The 15996-nt window shown below is 65.3% G+C and carries 18 protein-coding genes; 12 read left to right on the top strand and 6 right to left on the bottom strand.

The annotated features are described in order from the left end of the window. Positions 1 to 44 precede the first annotated feature (44 nt). Complete coding sequence (locus F579_RS0101945) at positions 45 to 416, bottom strand: hypothetical protein (RefSeq protein ID WP_019024512.1); 372 nt, start codon at positions 414 to 416, stop codon at positions 45 to 47. Between the two features lie 186 nt (positions 417 to 602). Between F579_RS0101945 and F579_RS0101940 the strand changes: the two genes are divergently transcribed. From F579_RS0101940 to F579_RS0101915, 6 genes are all read left to right on the top strand, one after another. Continuing rightward, positions 603 to 1250, top strand: a complete 648-nt coding sequence (locus F579_RS0101940) for an ERCC4 domain-containing protein (protein ID WP_019024513.1) — start codon at positions 603 to 605, stop codon at positions 1248 to 1250. Between the two features lie 178 nt (positions 1251 to 1428). Further along, positions 1429 to 1752: a ferredoxin FdxA gene (gene fdxA, locus F579_RS0101935; protein ID WP_019024514.1), complete on the top strand. Its 324-nt coding sequence runs from the start codon at positions 1429 to 1431 to the stop codon at positions 1750 to 1752. A 436-nt stretch (positions 1753 to 2188) separates the two neighbouring features. Next, positions 2189 to 3052: a hypothetical protein gene (locus tag F579_RS0101930; protein WP_019024515.1), complete on the top strand. Its 864-nt coding sequence runs from the start codon at positions 2189 to 2191 to the stop codon at positions 3050 to 3052. A gap of 138 nt (positions 3053 to 3190) precedes the next feature. Beyond that, on the top strand, positions 3191 to 3523 hold the full coding sequence (locus tag F579_RS0101925; protein WP_019024516.1) for a hypothetical protein: 333 nt from the start codon (positions 3191 to 3193) through the stop codon (positions 3521 to 3523). Positions 3524 to 3533: 10 nt separating this feature from the next. Next, positions 3534 to 4241, top strand: coding sequence for a C39 family peptidase (locus tag F579_RS0101920; RefSeq protein ID WP_019024517.1), 708 nt, complete (start codon positions 3534 to 3536; stop codon positions 4239 to 4241). Continuing rightward, positions 4238 to 4744, top strand: coding sequence for a hypothetical protein (locus F579_RS0101915; protein WP_019024518.1), 507 nt, complete (start codon positions 4238 to 4240; stop codon positions 4742 to 4744). Before F579_RS0101920 ends, F579_RS0101915 begins: the two co-directional genes overlap by 4 nt. A gap of 23 nt (positions 4745 to 4767) precedes the next feature. Here F579_RS0101915 and F579_RS0101910 read toward each other — a convergent pair whose 3' ends face one another. The 5 genes from F579_RS0101910 to F579_RS0101890 all read right to left on the bottom strand — a co-directional run bounded on the left by F579_RS0101910 (position 4768) and on the right by F579_RS0101890 (position 9591). Beyond that, positions 4768 to 5757, bottom strand: a complete 990-nt coding sequence (locus F579_RS0101910) for a transporter (protein WP_026301062.1) — start codon at positions 5755 to 5757, stop codon at positions 4768 to 4770. A 127-nt stretch (positions 5758 to 5884) separates the two neighbouring features. Beyond that, a complete protein-coding gene (locus tag F579_RS0101905) occupies positions 5885 to 7315 on the bottom strand; it encodes a sigma-54 dependent transcriptional regulator (protein ID WP_026301063.1) in 1431 nt (476 codons plus the stop codon). 341 nt (positions 7316 to 7656) lie between these two features. Next, entirely contained in the window at positions 7657 to 8046 is a 390-nt protein-coding gene (locus tag F579_RS0101900) for a DUF4870 domain-containing protein (protein WP_026301064.1), read from the bottom strand. Between the two features lie 96 nt (positions 8047 to 8142). Next, positions 8143 to 9033 carry a DMT family transporter gene (locus F579_RS0101895; RefSeq protein ID WP_019024522.1) on the bottom strand — a complete coding sequence of 297 codons (891 nt, stop codon included), beginning with the start codon at positions 9031 to 9033 and terminating at the stop codon, positions 8143 to 8145. Positions 9034 to 9075: 42 nt separating this feature from the next. Further along, on the bottom strand, positions 9076 to 9591 hold the full coding sequence (locus F579_RS0101890; RefSeq protein WP_019024523.1) for a hypothetical protein: 516 nt from the start codon (positions 9589 to 9591) through the stop codon (positions 9076 to 9078). A 126-nt stretch (positions 9592 to 9717) separates the two neighbouring features. Here F579_RS0101890 and F579_RS0101885 point away from each other — a divergent pair, with 126 nt between their 5' ends. From F579_RS0101885 to F579_RS0101860, 6 genes are all read left to right on the top strand, one after another. After that, the gene (locus tag F579_RS0101885) at positions 9718 to 10593 is read left to right on the top strand and encodes a decaprenyl-phosphate phosphoribosyltransferase (protein WP_019024524.1); all 876 of its coding nucleotides are present in this window, start codon (positions 9718 to 9720) and stop codon (positions 10591 to 10593) included. Beyond that, positions 10590 to 11564 (top strand): lysylphosphatidylglycerol synthase transmembrane domain-containing protein, encoded by a 975-nt coding sequence (locus F579_RS0101880; RefSeq protein WP_026301065.1) that lies wholly within the window; start codon positions 10590 to 10592, stop codon positions 11562 to 11564. Before F579_RS0101885 ends, F579_RS0101880 begins: the two co-directional genes overlap by 4 nt. Before the next feature lie 108 nt (positions 11565 to 11672). Next, positions 11673 to 12971 carry an FAD-binding oxidoreductase gene (locus tag F579_RS0101875; protein ID WP_019024526.1) on the top strand — a complete coding sequence of 433 codons (1299 nt, stop codon included), beginning with the start codon at positions 11673 to 11675 and terminating at the stop codon, positions 12969 to 12971. Beyond that, a complete protein-coding gene (locus F579_RS0101870) occupies positions 12968 to 13732 on the top strand; it encodes an SDR family oxidoreductase (RefSeq protein ID WP_019024527.1) in 765 nt (254 codons plus the stop codon). The genes F579_RS0101875 and F579_RS0101870 overlap by 4 nt, the downstream gene beginning before the upstream one ends. Next, positions 13732 to 14385: an HAD family hydrolase gene (locus F579_RS0101865; protein ID WP_019024528.1), complete on the top strand. Its 654-nt coding sequence runs from the start codon at positions 13732 to 13734 to the stop codon at positions 14383 to 14385. Before F579_RS0101870 ends, F579_RS0101865 begins: the two co-directional genes overlap by 1 nt. Beyond that, a complete protein-coding gene (locus F579_RS0101860) occupies positions 14382 to 15893 on the top strand; it encodes a glycosyltransferase family 39 protein (protein ID WP_019024529.1) in 1512 nt (503 codons plus the stop codon). Before F579_RS0101865 ends, F579_RS0101860 begins: the two co-directional genes overlap by 4 nt. Positions 15894 to 15996: the final 103 nt, after the last annotated feature.

Below are 15996 nucleotides of genomic sequence, written 5' to 3'. Positions count from 1 at the left end.
CGGTGCGGCCGGGAACGAACCCCGACCGCCCGGTTAACCCCTGGTCAGTAGCCCATGTTCGCGTGGACGTCCGGCGGGGCCTCGTGCGTCAGCAGCGACCAGGTCAGATGCGCCATGACCTCGGGCGCCACCACGGTGTGGCGATTACCCCCACGCTGCATCCCCTCGCGAAGGCGCTGGCGTACCTCGGCCTGCCCCGTCAGGTCATAGACCACATCCACCTGATCGCCACGGGCCAGGATTTCCTCGACCGATTCCACCGGAATCCCGCGCGCCTGCGCCAATTTGCGGCCATCGGTGTCGCCCTGTTCCGATACCGCGCAAATCTCCATTCCCGGCGTATCGCTATCCAGCAGCAGTTCCAGAAAACGGCCCCCCACGCGGCCCAGCCCAACAATCGCGATCTGAATCGCCATCACTCCCTCCTGTGTTTTCGTTATATCCGGCATGCATCGTTCGGCATGCCCATCCGAGTATAGGGGACATCCTCGCTTTCGCACGCCCGAGAGAAGCGGGCGGAGACATGGGGAAGATCGGGCCTTTTGGGCCCCCGGGTTCGAGCCCCCTACACTCGGCGAATTCACTGCAATGGAGTACACCGCATGAGTCAGTTGCATCTCCCGATCCGCGTGGATCGCCGCGAACAGGGCAAGATCATCCAGCGCCTCGAGCGCCTGGAGGGCGTGGAGCTGGAGTTCGTCGATCTCGATGTCGGCGACTACGAACTCCCCAATGGGGTCGTCGTGGAGCGCAAGTCCGCCACCGACATGGTCCTGAGCGTCGTGGACCAGACCCTGTGGGAGAACGCCGCCAAGCTGAAGGCAACGCATGAAAAGGTGATCTACGTGGTCGAGGGGGATCTCTACGAGCCCCGCTTCCACCAGCAGGCGCTGGACATCCATCGCGCCCTGACGCACCTGACGATCGCGCTCGGGATCAGTGTGCTGCCGTCCAATGACGAAGACACCAGCGGCATGCTGATCTACCTGCTGGGCATGAACGCCCAGGTGGACCCCGACCCAATCGCGCGGCCCGCCAAGCCCGAAAAGCGCCGTGCAGCGGCGGAGTTCATTGTCAGCGGCCTGCCCGGTGTGGAACCCGATCTGGCCCGGGACCTGCTGCGCCAGTTCGGCAGCGTGCGCGATGTGCTGAATACGGATGCGGAGCAGCTAGCCGAGGTCGATGGCATGGACCTGGAACGCGCCCAGCGCATCGAGTCCGTCGTGACCCATGGGAGCCGCAAGGGTTAGGAAACACTGATCAGTGTTTCCTTGATCCCGCAGGGTGCGAGGATTCACGTGTCTCGCCCCCCGCCTGACGTTACAATGCGCGCTGTAGCCCATGCGCAGGCCCCGGGGCCACGCGCGGCGGCGCTCGCCAGACCACCGGAAGGCGGGACCGCAATTCACTGATTTCAGGGAGAAACCCATGACGTTTGTCGTTCTCGAGAACTGCATCAAGTGCAAGTACACCGATTGCGTCGAGGTCTGCCCGGTCGACTGCTTCCACGAAGGCCCCAACTTCCTCGCGATCGACCCTGACGAGTGCATCGACTGCACGCTCTGCGAGCCGGAGTGCCCGGCCGAGGCCATTGTGCCGGAGGACGACGTCCCGGAGGACCAGCTCGAGTTTATCGAGCTGAATGCCGAACTCTCGCGCACCTGGCCGGTGATCACCGCGCGCAAGGATCCGCCGGAAGACGCCGAGGAGTGGGACGGCGTCGAGGGCAAGCTGAAGCATCTGGAACGCTAATCCGCATCAAAGGGGCTGCCAGGCAGCCCCACAATCTCGCTGCATCCACCTGCCAGGCGCCCCCTCTGCATCTCCCGATGCGCTGCAACGGCCTCCTTCCCGACCGCCACCACCCCCTCTACCCTGCAAGTCCGCCCGCGGCCACCTCAGCTGGCGTACCTGGTGTCTCCTCGGTGATTCACTGACGCGAAAAAAAATTCTGTAGTTAACTCAAAGGGTTAGACACCACACGGCCGCTCCCGAGCGAGCGCACTGTATCGCGGATGGCACAGATTGCGTCCAATCGCGATACCCCTCCACGTAATAAGTCATTGTTTTACCAGACAACTCTTCCACTGGCCCAACTCCTGCTAGTTGGGTTGTTGCGTAGCACGGGCCACGTGTACCGGGGGCTACGACAACCGTCTATTGCTAGCTAGCCAATGGAGACAAAGCCATGAACTTCAAAAAGACCCTGATTGCTTCCGCTATCGCCCTGGCCTTCGGCCTGAGCTCGGGCCTGGCCCTGGCCAACCCGACCAATACCGCCGATGGCGAAGTCGGTGATCAAACCGCCACCGCCACCTCCTCGGCCGATGGCGGCGGCGCCTCGGCGAACGAGTATTCCCAGGCGGTCGCGATTAATGACTCCGACCTGTCCAACAGCTCGGACAACAGCACCAACGTCTCGGACTCCGGCAATGACAGCTCGGATAACAGCCTGAATATCTCCGACTCCGGGAACGACAGCTCCGACAACAGCACGAACATCGCCGACTCGGGCAACACCACCGTCTCGGATTCCGGCAATGACAATTCGGACAACAGCCTGAATATCTCGGACTCCGGGAACGACAGCTCCGATAACAGTACCAACATCGCTGATTCGGGCAATGACAGTTCCGACAACAGCCTGAACATTTCGGATTCGGGTAACGACAACTCGGATAACAGCTCGGCCAATGCGGACGACAACAGCGCGGCGGCCAACAACGGCTCCACCGCCTCGGTGACCCGTGACCAGAGCGACAACTCCGACAACAGCCTGGCAATCATGGATTCCGGCAACAGCACCGCGACGGACAGCTTCAACACGACGCTGCAGGTGAACGCCGTGGTCAGCCAGAACGAGCTGTCGGGTACCGTGACCGGGAACTACGTCGACATCGCGGGTCATGCCAACCAGGAGAGCCACAACTACATCGGCTCGGATTCCTTCGTGGCTCCGGCGGGGATTACCCAGGTCTCGCAGAACAGCGGCGCGAACAGCCTGACCCAGCAGCAGGTCTCGGTGCAGGCACATCTGAACCTGGGCAACTAACCGACACCGCGTGTCGGAACGGCATGCGGCGGGGACCATCCCCGCCGCATTCTCCCTGCCATGCAAGAGGGTCCGGTCATGTGTAATCCGTCAGCCCACCGGGGCGGCATCGTTTCTGCTGCCTTTCTGTCCGCCGGCATGCTGCTGGTGACAGCCATCGCCCATGCCGACGTCTCGCCGGCCGGCGATACACTGCTGCTCGGCTCGGGTCCCGACGCCTATGAGGTGGTCGATCTGGCCACCCTGGACGCGCAACGGGCACGCCAGGGCGTAACCAATATCCAGCTCGGTCAGATCCATTCGCGCATCGACCTTGCGAACAACCACGCCGTGAACTCCACAACCGGCAAGAACTTCGTGGCGGCCGGTGCCTTCGACAACGCCCGAGGGATCTCCACGGTCATTCAGAACAGCGGCAATAACGTCGCCATACAGGAATCGATGATCGTGAATATCACGATCAACCCCTGAGGAATCACCGATGCCCATCCGCCGATGGTTCCTCTGCGCAGTCATCACCACCACTCTGATGTTTTCACCCACCCTGTCTGCATGGGCCAGTGGGGCCCAGTTCCCGGGCATGATCGGCAGCATGAATGTGCCAGTGGAGAGCCTGAAAGACCTGCGCTTTCGCTCCATCGTCCCACAGCGTTACGACTTCAGCTGCGGCTCCGCCGCCCTGGCCACCCTGCTCACGTATCACTACGACCGCCCCACCACCGAGGTCGAGACCTTTGACAGCATGTTCCGCCACGGCGACCAGGACCTGATCCGCGAGCAGGGCTTCTCCATGCTCGACATGAAGCACTACCTGGAGGGCCAGAAGGGCCTGCCCGCCGACGGCTTTCGCATCGGGCTGGACGACCTCGAGAACCTCGGGGTGCCGGCGATCGCGATGATCGAGACCCGCGGCTATCGCCACTTCGTGGTGATCAAGGGGATCGAAGGCGGGCGGATACTGGTCGGAGATCCCGCGCTAGGGGTCAAGAGCTATACCCGCCACGAGTTCCAGCGGGTCTGGGTCAACGACATCCTGTTCATCATCCGCGAGGACGTGGACCTCGCCCGGCATCACTTCAATGCCTCGGAAACCTGGGCCGCCGTGACCCGCGCGCCGATCGAATCGGGTGTCGTGCGCAGCGATCTGGCGAGCTTCACCCTGCATCTGCCCCGCGCGAGCGACTGGTGAGCGCCATGATGAAACGCCTGCCCTGCTGCATCCTGGCCGCTATGCTGGCCAGTGCGACATGCGCCACCACGGCTCACGCCCTGGATGTCCTGCCACCGCTTGGTGACGAGCGCGTGGTACCGGATTCGGTACTGGAGACCCAGCGCGGCGGCTTCTTCGGGCGCGATGGTCTGGAGATATCGATCGGACTGGAACAGATCACCTCACTCAATGGCGAGGTAATCAACCACTCCACCCTGCGCCCCCTGAGCGATATTGCCAGCGGCTCCCACTGGCCCGGCACCGACCTGCGTTCGGTCGTCATCCAGACCGGGGGCGCGATGCCGGCGGAAAGCTGGACCTCGGGCATGGGCTGGGTCACTGCGATTCAGAACGAACTCGACGGACAGGACATCCGCCACCAGACCATCCTGCAACTGGAGCTTGGCAATCTGCAGATGCCGCGCGGGGACCTGGGCCGGGCACTGGAACAGCACATGCTCGAGCGTGGCGGAGGCTTCTGAACCCTCCGCCACGGCAACGCCCCTCAAAAACGGATCGGCACCCGCAGGGTGGCCTGCACATCCGGTGCGGCCTCGGTCGCCCCGACACCAAGCGAGAAATTCACACTGGTGCGGTCCGTCAGCCGGTGCGAGATCCCCCACAGCACGGTCCCGACCTGGCGCCGCCCGAATACGGGCTCCAGCCCGCTCTCGTTCTCCACCCGTGTCCGGAATACCGTGCTGTGATCGTAGCCAAAGCTCATCGAGGTGCGGTCGTTCAGGCTGATCGCCATCCCCAGACTCATCCCGACCGCGTCGCCGGGATTGACCTTGCCATAGCCATCGCCCACATCGCGCTCGATGTTCCAGAGATAGCTGACGTTCGCGAATATGACCGCCGGGTCGGTCGGGTAGATCATCGTCACGCTGGGCTGGATGCTCCAGAACCCGGAACCCGTGGGCTGCTCGAGGAAGATCTCGCCCAGGCGATTGCCCTCGTCGTCCAGGATCTCGCGGCGGGCGACATCGAAGGGCCCCTTCCCGGTCGTGCTCTTCGCCTTGAGGTTGCCGATAAAGAACGGCCGGCCTCGATCCGCCATGTTGAACTGATAGGACACGCCGAACTCGATATCGCCCAGTCCCTGACCGGTGGAGCCGGTCACCCGCTCCAGCGCGGTCGCCTCGAGGATATCCCGCCGACGCACCTGCTGCTCGCGGTAGACATAGGGGATCTTCATGCCGACCTCGAGGCGCTCGGTCAGGCCGTAGCGAAAGCTCACCGCCGCGGTCAGCGTATCGCGCTCCGTCTCGCTGACATCAATCAGCCCGATCGCCAGGGCCGGGATGATGGTGAATCCCTCGATCGACACATCCAGCGAGCTGCTGTGCACGTACGACAAGGAGGGCTCCACCACCCACTGCCCCTTCGGTGTGAGCACACCACGCTCCTCGAAGACCGTCACCTCGGGGCCCGAGTCCGCCGGGGCGTCCCCGACCGCCTCGCGAGCCTCCTGGCCCACGGCCGGCCCGGCCAGCCCAATACACAGCGGCACCACCCCTAAAAAACCACTTCTCCTGACCCATCGCTTTTCCACCGTCGTTCTCCATGGCCCCAGGGGCCGAACTGTTACGCAAGGGCCACCCTCTTCCCCGTCACAAGATTCAGGGCGCACTGGAACGCAGCCCGTACTTGTCGAGCAGGCGGTAGAGCGTCATCCGGCCCACCCCCAACTGGCGCGCGGCACGCGAGACATTGTTGTCGCACTGGCCCAGCACCTTGATCAGCAATTCCCTTTCGGCGGTCGAGCGCGCCTGGGCCAGCGTTAGCGGCTTCTCGGCATTGCCCGAACCGGCCAGCCCCAGATCCTCCGGCCGAATCAGGCGGCCCTCCGCCATCGTGACCGCCCGCCGCACCCGGTTCACCAGCTCGCGTACGTTGCCGGGCCAGGCATGGGCGTACATCGCCTGCCACGCGGCCTGGGTAAAGCCGCGCAGTCGCGGGTTCTGGCTGCGGAACTGCTCGAAATAGAAGCGCGCGAGTTCTTTCAAATCCGTGCCCCGCTCACGCAACGGGGGCACATCCAGCTGGATGACATTCAGGCGGTAGTAGAGGTCCTCGCGGAAACGACCGGTCTCGACGGCCTCGTCCAGCGCGACATGGGTCGCCGCGAGCACCCGTACATCCACCTTGATGGGTTGCAACCCACCGAGCCGCACCAGCGTTCCCTCTTGCAGAAAACGCAGCAGATTGACCTGTAGCTCCAGACTGAGATCGCCAATCTCGTCCAGCAACAGCGTGCCGCCATGCGCGAGTTCGAACTGCCCGACCTTGCGTCGGCCCGCCCCGGTAAAGGCACCCGCCTCGTGGCCAAACAGTTCCGACTGGATCAGTTGCGCCGGCAAAGCCCCGCAGTTTACGGCGACAAACGGCCCGTTCGCGCGCCGTGAATGACGGTGCACCGCCAGTGCAGCCAGCTCCTTGCCGGTCCCGCTCTCGCCCTGAAAGAGCACCGGTGCCTCGGAGCCCGCGACCCGCTCGATCTGACGGGCCAGTCCCTGCATCACCGGGCTATGACCGACGATGGGGATATGGTCCGACTCGACACCCCGGGTGGGGCGCGCAGGCCGCGCCTCCAGCGCCGCCATCCCGCATGCCCGGCCCAGCGTGATTTCAAGGCGGGCCTGGTCGAACGGCAGGGTGTGGAAGTCGTAACAGGACTCGCGGATCAGCTCGCGAACATCGTCTTGCAGTAATAGATCCGGGTGCACCAGCGCAATCCACTTCACGTGCTGATGGGTGTGTACAAACTCGGTCACCCAGTTCGGGACAGGGCTGCCCAGATCGACAAGCCCAACACGAATCTTGCTGAGCGCGCCCTCGGCCAGGCCACCCGCCCCCGGGACGCGCCACAGCCTCCAGGCATCGGAGAAGCTCGGCATTGATTCCCCCGCTCCTCCGCCACCGTCCACCCATGCCACTTCGCGCACCATCGCAGTGGCACACGCACGCTGCAGTGCATAACGCGATTCGTCGGAATCCCCCCGGGGCAGGAAAGTCCCACCATCCACCGACCGCAAAAAGGAACCATTCAACCTTCGCGATCCGGCCATGCCCGTCCCTATTGTTCTGATCCAGCTCTACTGGCCAACTCGATTCAACCGATCCATCGCTGCAAGTTCAGCGATGTCTCTGCCGGAATATAGGGGAAAAGGACGACCGCAACATTAAACAACGAGCGCGAAATTAACCACCAAAAAGAATTACAATTTATTTTAATGAAGAGTATTAATATTCCCGAAACCATCTCCGATAGAAAATAAAAAAGGCCGCTCGAAAGCGGCCCTTTCTGTGATGCATTTAAAATCCCTGACCGTACGATACGGGGACACTACGTCTCAGACACGAGACAGATCTGCAATTTCATCAACCCACCTCACCATAGCCAGGTCTCCGGCTGCTCGATCGCACGGTCCTCATTGTTCGCCAGCAGACCCTTGATACACCGAACCAAAAGCCAGACGATCATGAACAGCAAGACCAGGAATCCAATACCGATCGGGGTCAAAACAGCCCCTACGATGACGCCGAGCAAGCCAATCCAGAATGTACGAATCTGGTAGGTAAAATGCGTATCGCTGACCGTGTCCCCGTCGTGGCGCTTGATGTAAGCAATAATCAAACCGGCGATCGCGGTGAGCGCGGTCAGAAAACTGACCAGATACAGTACGTACACCACGGTCACCATCGTGCGCTCCTTGCGCGGACCCGGTACCGGACGGCTCACTTCGCTGGGTTCGACTTCCGGTCGTGTTCCTTCGCTCACCTTGCACCTCCTGTCGGCATGGTTATGCTCATTGCGTACCTGTTCGGCGAGACTAGCACTTCTGCTACTGCCCCAGTGAGAAGGGGCTCAATCCCTCTACACTGGGCCCGCCAAGACAATCAGCACGATCCCGAGCAGGGCGAACACGAATCCTGCCAGTTGCACACGGGACATACGCTCGGCCTGAAATAGACGGGCCATCAGCGCGGTCGGCGCGGGCGACAGCGCCCCGGCCACCGCAATGATCGACAGCAGCCCCATCCGAACGGCCACGACAAAGGCCAGCGTTGCCGCGGCCTGGAAGAGGCCGGCCAGCGCCAATAGCACAAAGGTGGAGCGGCTCATGCCGCGCTCCGGCCGCAGGATCAGCATGACCAGCGCCAGCGTCATGGCCCCGACCGCCGAGGTGGCCACCACCGGCCACAACGGCGAGCCGGTTTGGGCCTGATCGAGAAACACGAAGACCAGGCCGAAACAGACCCCCGCGATCACGGCGTCCAGCAGACCCTTGACCGGATGCGCGCCCCGCGCCAGGGCAATCAGGCCACGAACGGGTTGATCCAGACGCCGCGGACTGGCCTTGCGTGCCCCACCCGAGATCATGCCGATCGCCACTACGATGGCCGCAATACCCAACAGTGCCAGCGCCCCCGGCCGTTCACCGACGGCCAGGCCCACAGCTAACGGGACCAGGGCGGAGATGACGCCGGTAATCGCCGCCACCAGGCCCATCGACCCCTCTGCCAGGCCGCGATAGTAGGCGAGAAGGCCGAGCGCCAGCGCCAGCCCGGAGGCACCACCCCAGATCAGCGCCTGCGGGCCCGGGAGCCCCGCAAAGGGAACGGCGATCAGCAGCAGTGCGCCGGTGGCCAGGAACTGCGAGTAGCAGGCCACCACCAGCGCCGGGATCCGGCGCGAAGCCAGGCCACCAAAGAAATCCCCGGCGCCGAATCCAAGCGCCGTCAGGAGCCCGAGAAAAAAGGCCATCAGCGACGCCGCCGCGAAACCGGCGCTCGCCGCTTCAGGGGCTTATTCACCCGCCTGTTCGAGCAGCTCCTTCAGCCGATCCTCGTTCGCGGCCGTGTGGATGCCGGTGACGTTGCCCTCGCCGTCCAGCAGGATCACGGTGACCTCTTCCGGCGTGTGCGGCATGAAGCCTGCGTCCTGTTCGGACTGGGTCACCACGGTCGGGTACTCGCGCGCCTGCATGCGCGGCAGCACGACGTTCTCCATCACGTGCGGCGGCATCTGGTGGATATCCGCGATGTAGATCACACCGATCTCGTTGCGCTCTTCCTCGGTCATCTCGCCGAGCACCGCGTTGGCGATATCGGCCGGCGCCATCTCCACGGTCTTGAGGATCACCCGCGCATCGCCGGGAATCTGCAGCGGGTTGCCGTGCTGGTCGTTCAGCGTGCGCTCGGGGAAGGCCTCGCCCTCGACCACTTCGTCGGCCGAGGCGTTGGCACCGCCGTCGCAGGCCGCTAGGAACAGGGTGGAAGTCGCCAAGAGCGCGGCGAGCAGGAGTACGGACAGTCGGTTCATGGGGGTTCCTCCAGGGCTGTGAATCAATGCGCGCCGTGAACGCTCGGACGCTCGCGGCAAACGCCGCCGATGGTAACGCATCCCTTGCCCCAGTAGACTGCGGGACGAGTTTCCTAGGGCCACTCGATGCTTCAGCCACTGATCAAACTGCTGCGGCCGCACCAGTACATCAAGAACGGGTTTGTCCTGCTGGGCGTCGTGTTTGCCCACGAGTGGGAGCCGGCGATGCTGCTGGCTGCGGGGGTCGCCTTTGTCGCGTTCTGTGCGATCGCGAGTGCGGTGTATGTGCTGAACGACATCGTCGATGTCGAGGCCGACCGCCAGCACCCGGTCAAGCGCAACCGACCCATCGCCAGCGGCGCGATCCCGGTCGGGACCGCATGGGCGATCTTCGCCACACTGGTGGTGGTCGCCCTCGTGCTGGCGGCCATGGTCAGCACCGGCGTGACCGCCCTTGTGCTCACCTACCTGGTGCTGAACGTCGCCTACTCCTGGTGGCTGAAGCATGTCGTCATCCTGGATGTGTTCAGCATCTCGGCGGGCTTCATGCTGCGCATCCTGGCCGGCACGCTCGGCCTCGGGATCGAACCCTCGCAGTGGCTGCTGCTGTGCGGCCTGATGCTCACGCTGTTTCTCGGCTTCGCCAAGCGCCGCGCCGAACTGGCGGATACCGCGATCGAACGCTCCCCCGAGCGCGAAGGCCCACGCCGCGTACTCAATGACTACAGTGTGGGCCTGGTGGACCAGTTCATCGCGATCAGCGCGGCCTGCACAGTCCTGTCATACGGGCTTTATACGGTCAGTGCACAGACCATCGACCTGCACGGCACCGACGGGCTGATCTACACCCTGCCGCTCGTAATCTACGGCATCTTCCGCTACCTGTTCCTGCTGCACGCCCGAGGCGGGGGCAACGACACCTCGCGCGACCTGGTCACCGACCCGCACCTGCTCGCGACGGTCGCCGTCTGGCTGGGCGTCACCATCGCTGTACTCGCATGAGCGCAGTGCTGCTGTCCGGCTGGCGCATGCGGGCCGTGATGTTCTCCGTAATCGCGGCGGTCGTGCTGTATTTGGGCGTCGCACTGTGGGCGGGGGCCACCGAGGTCTGGCATGCCCTCACCCTCGTGGGGATCGGGGGGCTGCTGCTGGCATTGTCGCTCTCATTGGTGAACTACTCGTTGCGTTTCACGCGCTGGCAGCTCTACCTGCGCCGCCTCGGCCACCATGTGCCCCTGCGCGGGAGCGCGCACATCTACCTGGCGGGGTTCGCCCTGACCACCACCCCCGGGAAGGCAGGCGAGGCCCTGCGCGGGGTGCTCCTGAAGCGGCGCCATATTCCCTATCCCGACAGCTTCGCGGCCTTTGTCAGCGAGCGCCTGTCGGATCTGATCGCGGTCGTGCTGCTGTCGATGCTCGGCTTCACCCTGGTGGCCCAGGGCGGCTGGCTGATCCTCGCCGGGGCCAGTGCGGTGGCGCTCGCACTGGTCATCCTGTCGTGGCGCCGACCGCTGGCGCGGCTGCAGGCGTGGACGGACCGGCCCGGCCAGCGCCTGTTGCGGACCGTTCATCACCTGGCGACCGTCCTCCTGCAGGCCCGTCGCTGCCATCGCCCGAGCCTGCTGGCCGGGGCGACTATCCTGAGCGTGATCGCCTGGAGCGCGGAGGCGCTCGCCTTCTGGTGGATCCTCAACGCGATGGGCTTCGAGGCCAGCTTTGCCTTCGCCGCGTTCGTATTCGCGCTGGCGATGCTGGCCGGGGCGCTGAGCTTCCTGCCCGGCGGGCTCGGCGGCACCGAGGCCGTGATGGTCGGCCTGTTGCTGCTGCATGACATGCCCGCCGCCGACGCGGTCGCCGCCACCATGCTGATCCGCTTCACCACCCTGTGGTTTGCGGTCATCCTGGGCCTGATCGCCCTGGGCACCAACCCCGAGGCCCGCGGCCGCGAACACCCAGCAGAGCATCATGCGTAACCGATCTCCTGTAGGAGGCCAGCCCTCTGGCCGATCACCCATGACGAATCGGCCAGAGGGCTGGCCTCCTACAGGGCCACGCAATCACGGGTATCTTGAGGACGCGCCATGACCACGAGCTGGAACCGCATCCCGCGTGTCGCGCACGCCGCCGAGGTCACGCTGAACCGGCGCGGCCAGCCCCTGCCCGGGGCTTCACACCCACTGCTGGCCTACGGCCTCGGCCGCAGCTACGGCGACGTCTGCCTGAATCCCGGCGGGAGCCTGCTGCATACTCGCGACCTTGATCGCTTCATCGCCTTCGATCCCGATACGGGCCGCATCACCGCCGAGGCCGGCCTGACCCTCGACGACTTGCTGCGCTTCGCGGTCCCGCGCGGCTGGTTCGTGCCGGTGGTACCCGGCACACGCTTTGTCACACTCGGAGGCGCCGTGGCCAACGACGTGCACGGCAAAAATCACCACCATGCCGGCAGCTTTGGCGAGCATGTCCGCGCCCTGACCCTGCGCCGCTCCAACGGCGAATGCCTCGAAGTGACCCCCGACGGCACTCCGGACTGGTTCGCCGCGACCGTCGGCGGGCTCGGGCTGACCGGCCTGATCGAGACGGTCACGCTGCAACTCATTCCCGTGCGCACCCCCTGGATGCGCGCCTGGTCGCAGCGCTTCGACAGCCTGGACGAGTTCTGGGAACTGGACGCCCGGGCCGAGCGCGAATGGCCCTACACCGTCGCCTGGATCGACTGCCTGAACCCGGGCCCGCGCGGCGAGATCGGGCGCGGCATCTACAGCGGGGCACGCCATGCGACCACCGCACCGGCGCGCAACCAATACCGGGAGCCCCGCCGTGCCATCCCGCTGGACCCACCGGTTTCACTGGTCAACCGGGTGACCCTGCGGCTGTTCAACCAGCTCTATTACCGCCAGTCCGTACACCCGACCGCCCGCGCCGTCCATCACCTGCCCTGGCTTTTTCCGCTGGACGCGATCCGCCACTGGAACCGCATCTACGGGTACAAGGGCTTTTACCAGTACCAGTGCGTGCTGCCCCCGCATGCGCAAAAAGACGGCATGCAGGCGTTGCTCGACGCCGTGGCCGCCAGCGGCCAGGGCTCGTTCCTCGCCGTGCTCAAGCGCTTCGGGGATCGCGCGGGGCCGGGCATGCTGTCATTCCCCCGTCCTGGGGCGACCCTGGCGCTGGACTTCCCCGAACGCGGCAACGAGACCGAGCACCTGTTCCGGCGGCTGGACCGCATCGTGCAGGAAGCCGGCGGTGCGCTGTATCCGGCCAAGGATGCGCGCATGTCACCCGAGCTGTTCCGCAGCGGCTTTCCCCGCTGGGAGGAGTTCGCTAGCTTTGTCGACTCCGAATTCTCCTCCGGCTTCTGGCGCAGGGTAACCAAATGAACCGTTTGCAATCCGTCGTGATCCTCGGCGCCACCTCGGCGATCGCCACCGCTGTCGCGCGCGAACTCGCCGAGCACGGGGCCCGACTGTTTCTGATCGCGCGCGACGGCGAGCGGCTGGAGACCCTGCTGCAGGATCTGCGCGTGCGCGGCGACGATGCCTCCGGCACGCGCATCCTCGGCACGACGGCCGACCTGGCGGACATCGACGCCCACGCGGACGTATGGGCACAGGCCCAGGAGGCGCTGGGCAACAACATCGATGCGGTGCTGCTGGCCTGGGGCACGCTGCCGGATCAGGAGGCCTGCAACGCGTCGGTCGCGACCACGCTGGAGGCGATCCATGTGAACGGCACCAGCGGCATCGCCTTCCTGGCCCGCATCGCACCCGACTTCGAGCAGCGCGGACGTGGCGTGATCGCCGCCATCGGCTCGGTCGCCGGCGACCGCGGGCGCCAGAGCAACTACGTCTACGGCACCGCCAAGGGCATGCTGGCCACCTATCTCCAGGGACTGCGCAACCGGCTGTTCTTCAGCGGCGTGGATGTGGTCACGATCAAGCCGGGTTTCGTGCGTACCCCGATGACCGAGGGCTTCAACCGCGCCGGCGCGCTGTGGGCGGAACCCGAGACGGTCGCGCGCGGGATCGTCAAGGCCATGCGCCGCGGCAGCGATGTCGCCTACCTGCCCTGGATCTGGTGGGGCATCATGACCGTGATCCGCCTGATCCCCGAGTACCTGTTCAAACGCCTGAAGCTGTAATGACGGCGCCGCAACGCATCGTGCTGTTCGACTTCGACGGGACCCTGACCCGACACGACACCCTGTTCCCGTTCCTGCGCTTCGCGCTGGGCACGCCGCGCTTTCTCGCGTCCCTGCCCGGGTGCCTGCCGACACTGGCGGGCTTCGCGCGCGGCCGTATCGCCAACCAGGTCGCCAAGGAGGCCGTGCTCCAGCGGATGATCGGCGGCGCATCCCTGGACGATCTGCAGGCCCGAGGCCGCGCCTTCGCCGATCACGTGCTGGACCGCCTGTTGCGCCCGGCCGGCATGGAGCGACTGCACCACCACCAGGCGGCCGGCGACACCTGCGTGCTGGTCTCGGCCTCGCTGGATCTGTGGCTGCGCCCCTGGGCCGAGCGCCATGGCCTGACCGACGTGATCTGCTCGCGCCTGGCGGTCGACGATCACGGCTACGTCAGCGGGCATCTGGAGGGCACCAACTGCCAGGGCGCGGCCAAACCCGCCGCGATCGCCAGCTGGCTGGGCCGCTTCGACCCGGATACCCCTGTGGATCTCTACGCCGCCTACGGCGACAGCGCGGGGGACGAGCCCATGCTGCAGATGGTCACCACGGGCTATCGCCTCCGGGGCGGCCGGTTCGAGCCGGTCCAGGCGGGCACGTCGTCGGCATGAGTGCCGATCGGCTGCCTCCCCGCGCGCCCTGGCTCGCGCGCCACTACGGTGCGGCGCTGCTGACCGCCCTGGCCGCCAAGATCCTGATCGCCTGGACCCTGCCGATCACGGGCGACGAGGCGTACTTCCTGATCTGGGGGCAGAACCCCGATCTCGGCTACTACGACCACCCCCCGATGGTGGGCTGGTGGCTGACCCTGGTGCTGGCAATCTCGGACCACCCGCTCGCGATCCGGGCGCTGGGGATCGCCGTATCCATGACCCCCGCCCTGCTGATCCTTGCGCTGTGGCATCGCCAGGACCCGGTTCGGGCACGGCTGGTTTCGCTGATCGCCCTGTTCGTGCCGCTGCTGTTCATCGCGGTGCTGACCGCCACGGACACCCCGCTGCTCCTGTTCGGCCTGCTGGCCACCGGCCTGACCTGGCACGCGCTGCGCACCGGGCGTCCCGGCTGGTTCCTGCTGGCCGGGATCGCGCTCGGGCTGGCCTTCCTGTCGAAGTACTTCGCGGTGCTGCTCGGGATCGCGCTGGGGCTGCATATCCTGCTGTTCGCGCCGCGCCACTGGGGCGGACTGCTGCTGATCATCCTCGGTGTGATGCCGGCGGTGGCCCTGAACCTGTACTGGAACTGGGACAACTGCTGGTACAACGTGATGTTCAACATCGTGAACCGGCATGGCGGCGACGGGATCGATCCGACCAACCTGCTCGCCTACGCGGCGATGCTCGCCTATGTGTTCACCCCCTGGCTGCTGTGGTTCATCGCCCGCGAGTTCCGCGCGCTGGGGCCCGGCATCCGCGAACATCGCTTCGGGGTCTTCCTGAGCGCCGGACTGATCCCGCTCGCGGTGTTCGCCCTGCTGGCGCCGTTCAAGAGTATCGGCCTGCACTGGCTGGCGGTGTTCGTGCCCTTCCTGCTGCTGCCTGCCCTGTTCCTGAGCACCCGCTCGCTGAACATCAGCGCCTGGCTCTCGGCCATCCTGGCCGGCGTGCATGCAGCCGTGCTCCTGACCATCGCGCTGATGCCCGTGGAATGGCTGGAGGACCACGGCCGCTACACCGATGCGGTCTACTACCTTGACCCGGAATCCGTGGCCGAGGCCGTGAACGAATACGAGCCGGACTGGCACGTGTTTACGCGCAGCTATTCACGCTCCGCGGTCCTTGCCTACTACGCCGGACGCGAGGTCGGGGTATTCGGCTCCGGCTCGCACTACGGACGCCAGGACGACCTGCTGACCGACTTCCGCGCCCTCGACGGGGAGAACCTGCTGTACGTCGCAACCCGCGGCGAGGTCGACCCGGACGACCTGGAACCCTTCTTCGACGAGGTCGTGATCCGCCGCCAGCCGATCCGCGGGGTCGACTGGGAGCTCGCCGAGGGTCGCGGCTTTCGCTATGACGCCTATCGCGAGCAGGTCCTGAGCGAGATCCTGGCCGACTACTACGCCATCCCCGGCTGGCTCCCCGAAGGCCGCTGCGACTTCACCGATCGCTACAGCCAGTAACGCCGCGAACGTCGGTGCGGTATTACGGTCACACAGGCACGCCGATGCGCTTGAACCCGCCGCCATGCGCGTTCAAGCTGACGCGTTTGCCAATGCAATGACG

The organism is Thioalkalivibrio sp. ALJ21, from assembly GCF_000378605.1.
Lineage (GTDB): Bacteria > Pseudomonadota > Gammaproteobacteria > Ectothiorhodospirales > Ectothiorhodospiraceae > Thioalkalivibrio.
The sequence above is the reverse complement of the archived record's forward strand: the minus strand, read 5'-3'. Positions and strand labels throughout refer to the sequence as shown.

What these genes read in the sequence shown, in the direction of transcription:
- F579_RS0101920 (WP_019024517.1), top strand. Translation starts at nt 3,534, where the DNA reads ATGCCCATCCGCCGATGGTTCCTCTGCGCAGTCATCACCACCACTCTG.
- F579_RS0101860 (WP_019024529.1), top strand. Translation starts at nt 14,382, where the DNA reads ATGAGTGCCGATCGGCTGCCTCCCCGCGCGCCCTGGCTCGCGCGCCAC.
- F579_RS0101865 (WP_019024528.1), top strand. Translation starts at nt 13,732, where the DNA reads ATGACGGCGCCGCAACGCATCGTGCTGTTCGACTTCGACGGGACCCTG.
- F579_RS0101930 (WP_019024515.1), top strand. Translation starts at nt 2,189, where the DNA reads ATGAACTTCAAAAAGACCCTGATTGCTTCCGCTATCGCCCTGGCCTTC.
- F579_RS0101880 (WP_026301065.1), top strand. Translation starts at nt 10,590, where the DNA reads ATGAGCGCAGTGCTGCTGTCCGGCTGGCGCATGCGGGCCGTGATGTTC.
- F579_RS0101945 (WP_019024512.1), bottom strand. Translation starts at nt 416, where the DNA reads ATGGCGATTCAGATCGCGATTGTTGGGCTGGGCCGCGTGGGGGGCCGT.
- F579_RS0101890 (WP_019024523.1), bottom strand. Translation starts at nt 9,591, where the DNA reads ATGAACCGACTGTCCGTACTCCTGCTCGCCGCGCTCTTGGCGACTTCC.
- F579_RS0101870 (WP_019024527.1), top strand. Translation starts at nt 12,968, where the DNA reads ATGAACCGTTTGCAATCCGTCGTGATCCTCGGCGCCACCTCGGCGATC.
- F579_RS0101925 (WP_019024516.1), top strand. Translation starts at nt 3,191, where the DNA reads ATGCTGCTGGTGACAGCCATCGCCCATGCCGACGTCTCGCCGGCCGGC.
- F579_RS0101895 (WP_019024522.1), bottom strand. Translation starts at nt 9,033, where the DNA reads ATGGCCTTTTTTCTCGGGCTCCTGACGGCGCTTGGATTCGGCGCCGGG.
- F579_RS0101875 (WP_019024526.1), top strand. Translation starts at nt 11,673, where the DNA reads ATGACCACGAGCTGGAACCGCATCCCGCGTGTCGCGCACGCCGCCGAG.
- fdxA (WP_019024514.1), top strand. Translation starts at nt 1,429, where the DNA reads ATGACGTTTGTCGTTCTCGAGAACTGCATCAAGTGCAAGTACACCGAT.
- F579_RS0101940 (WP_019024513.1), top strand. Translation starts at nt 603, where the DNA reads ATGAGTCAGTTGCATCTCCCGATCCGCGTGGATCGCCGCGAACAGGGC.
- F579_RS0101885 (WP_019024524.1), top strand. Translation starts at nt 9,718, where the DNA reads ATGCTTCAGCCACTGATCAAACTGCTGCGGCCGCACCAGTACATCAAG.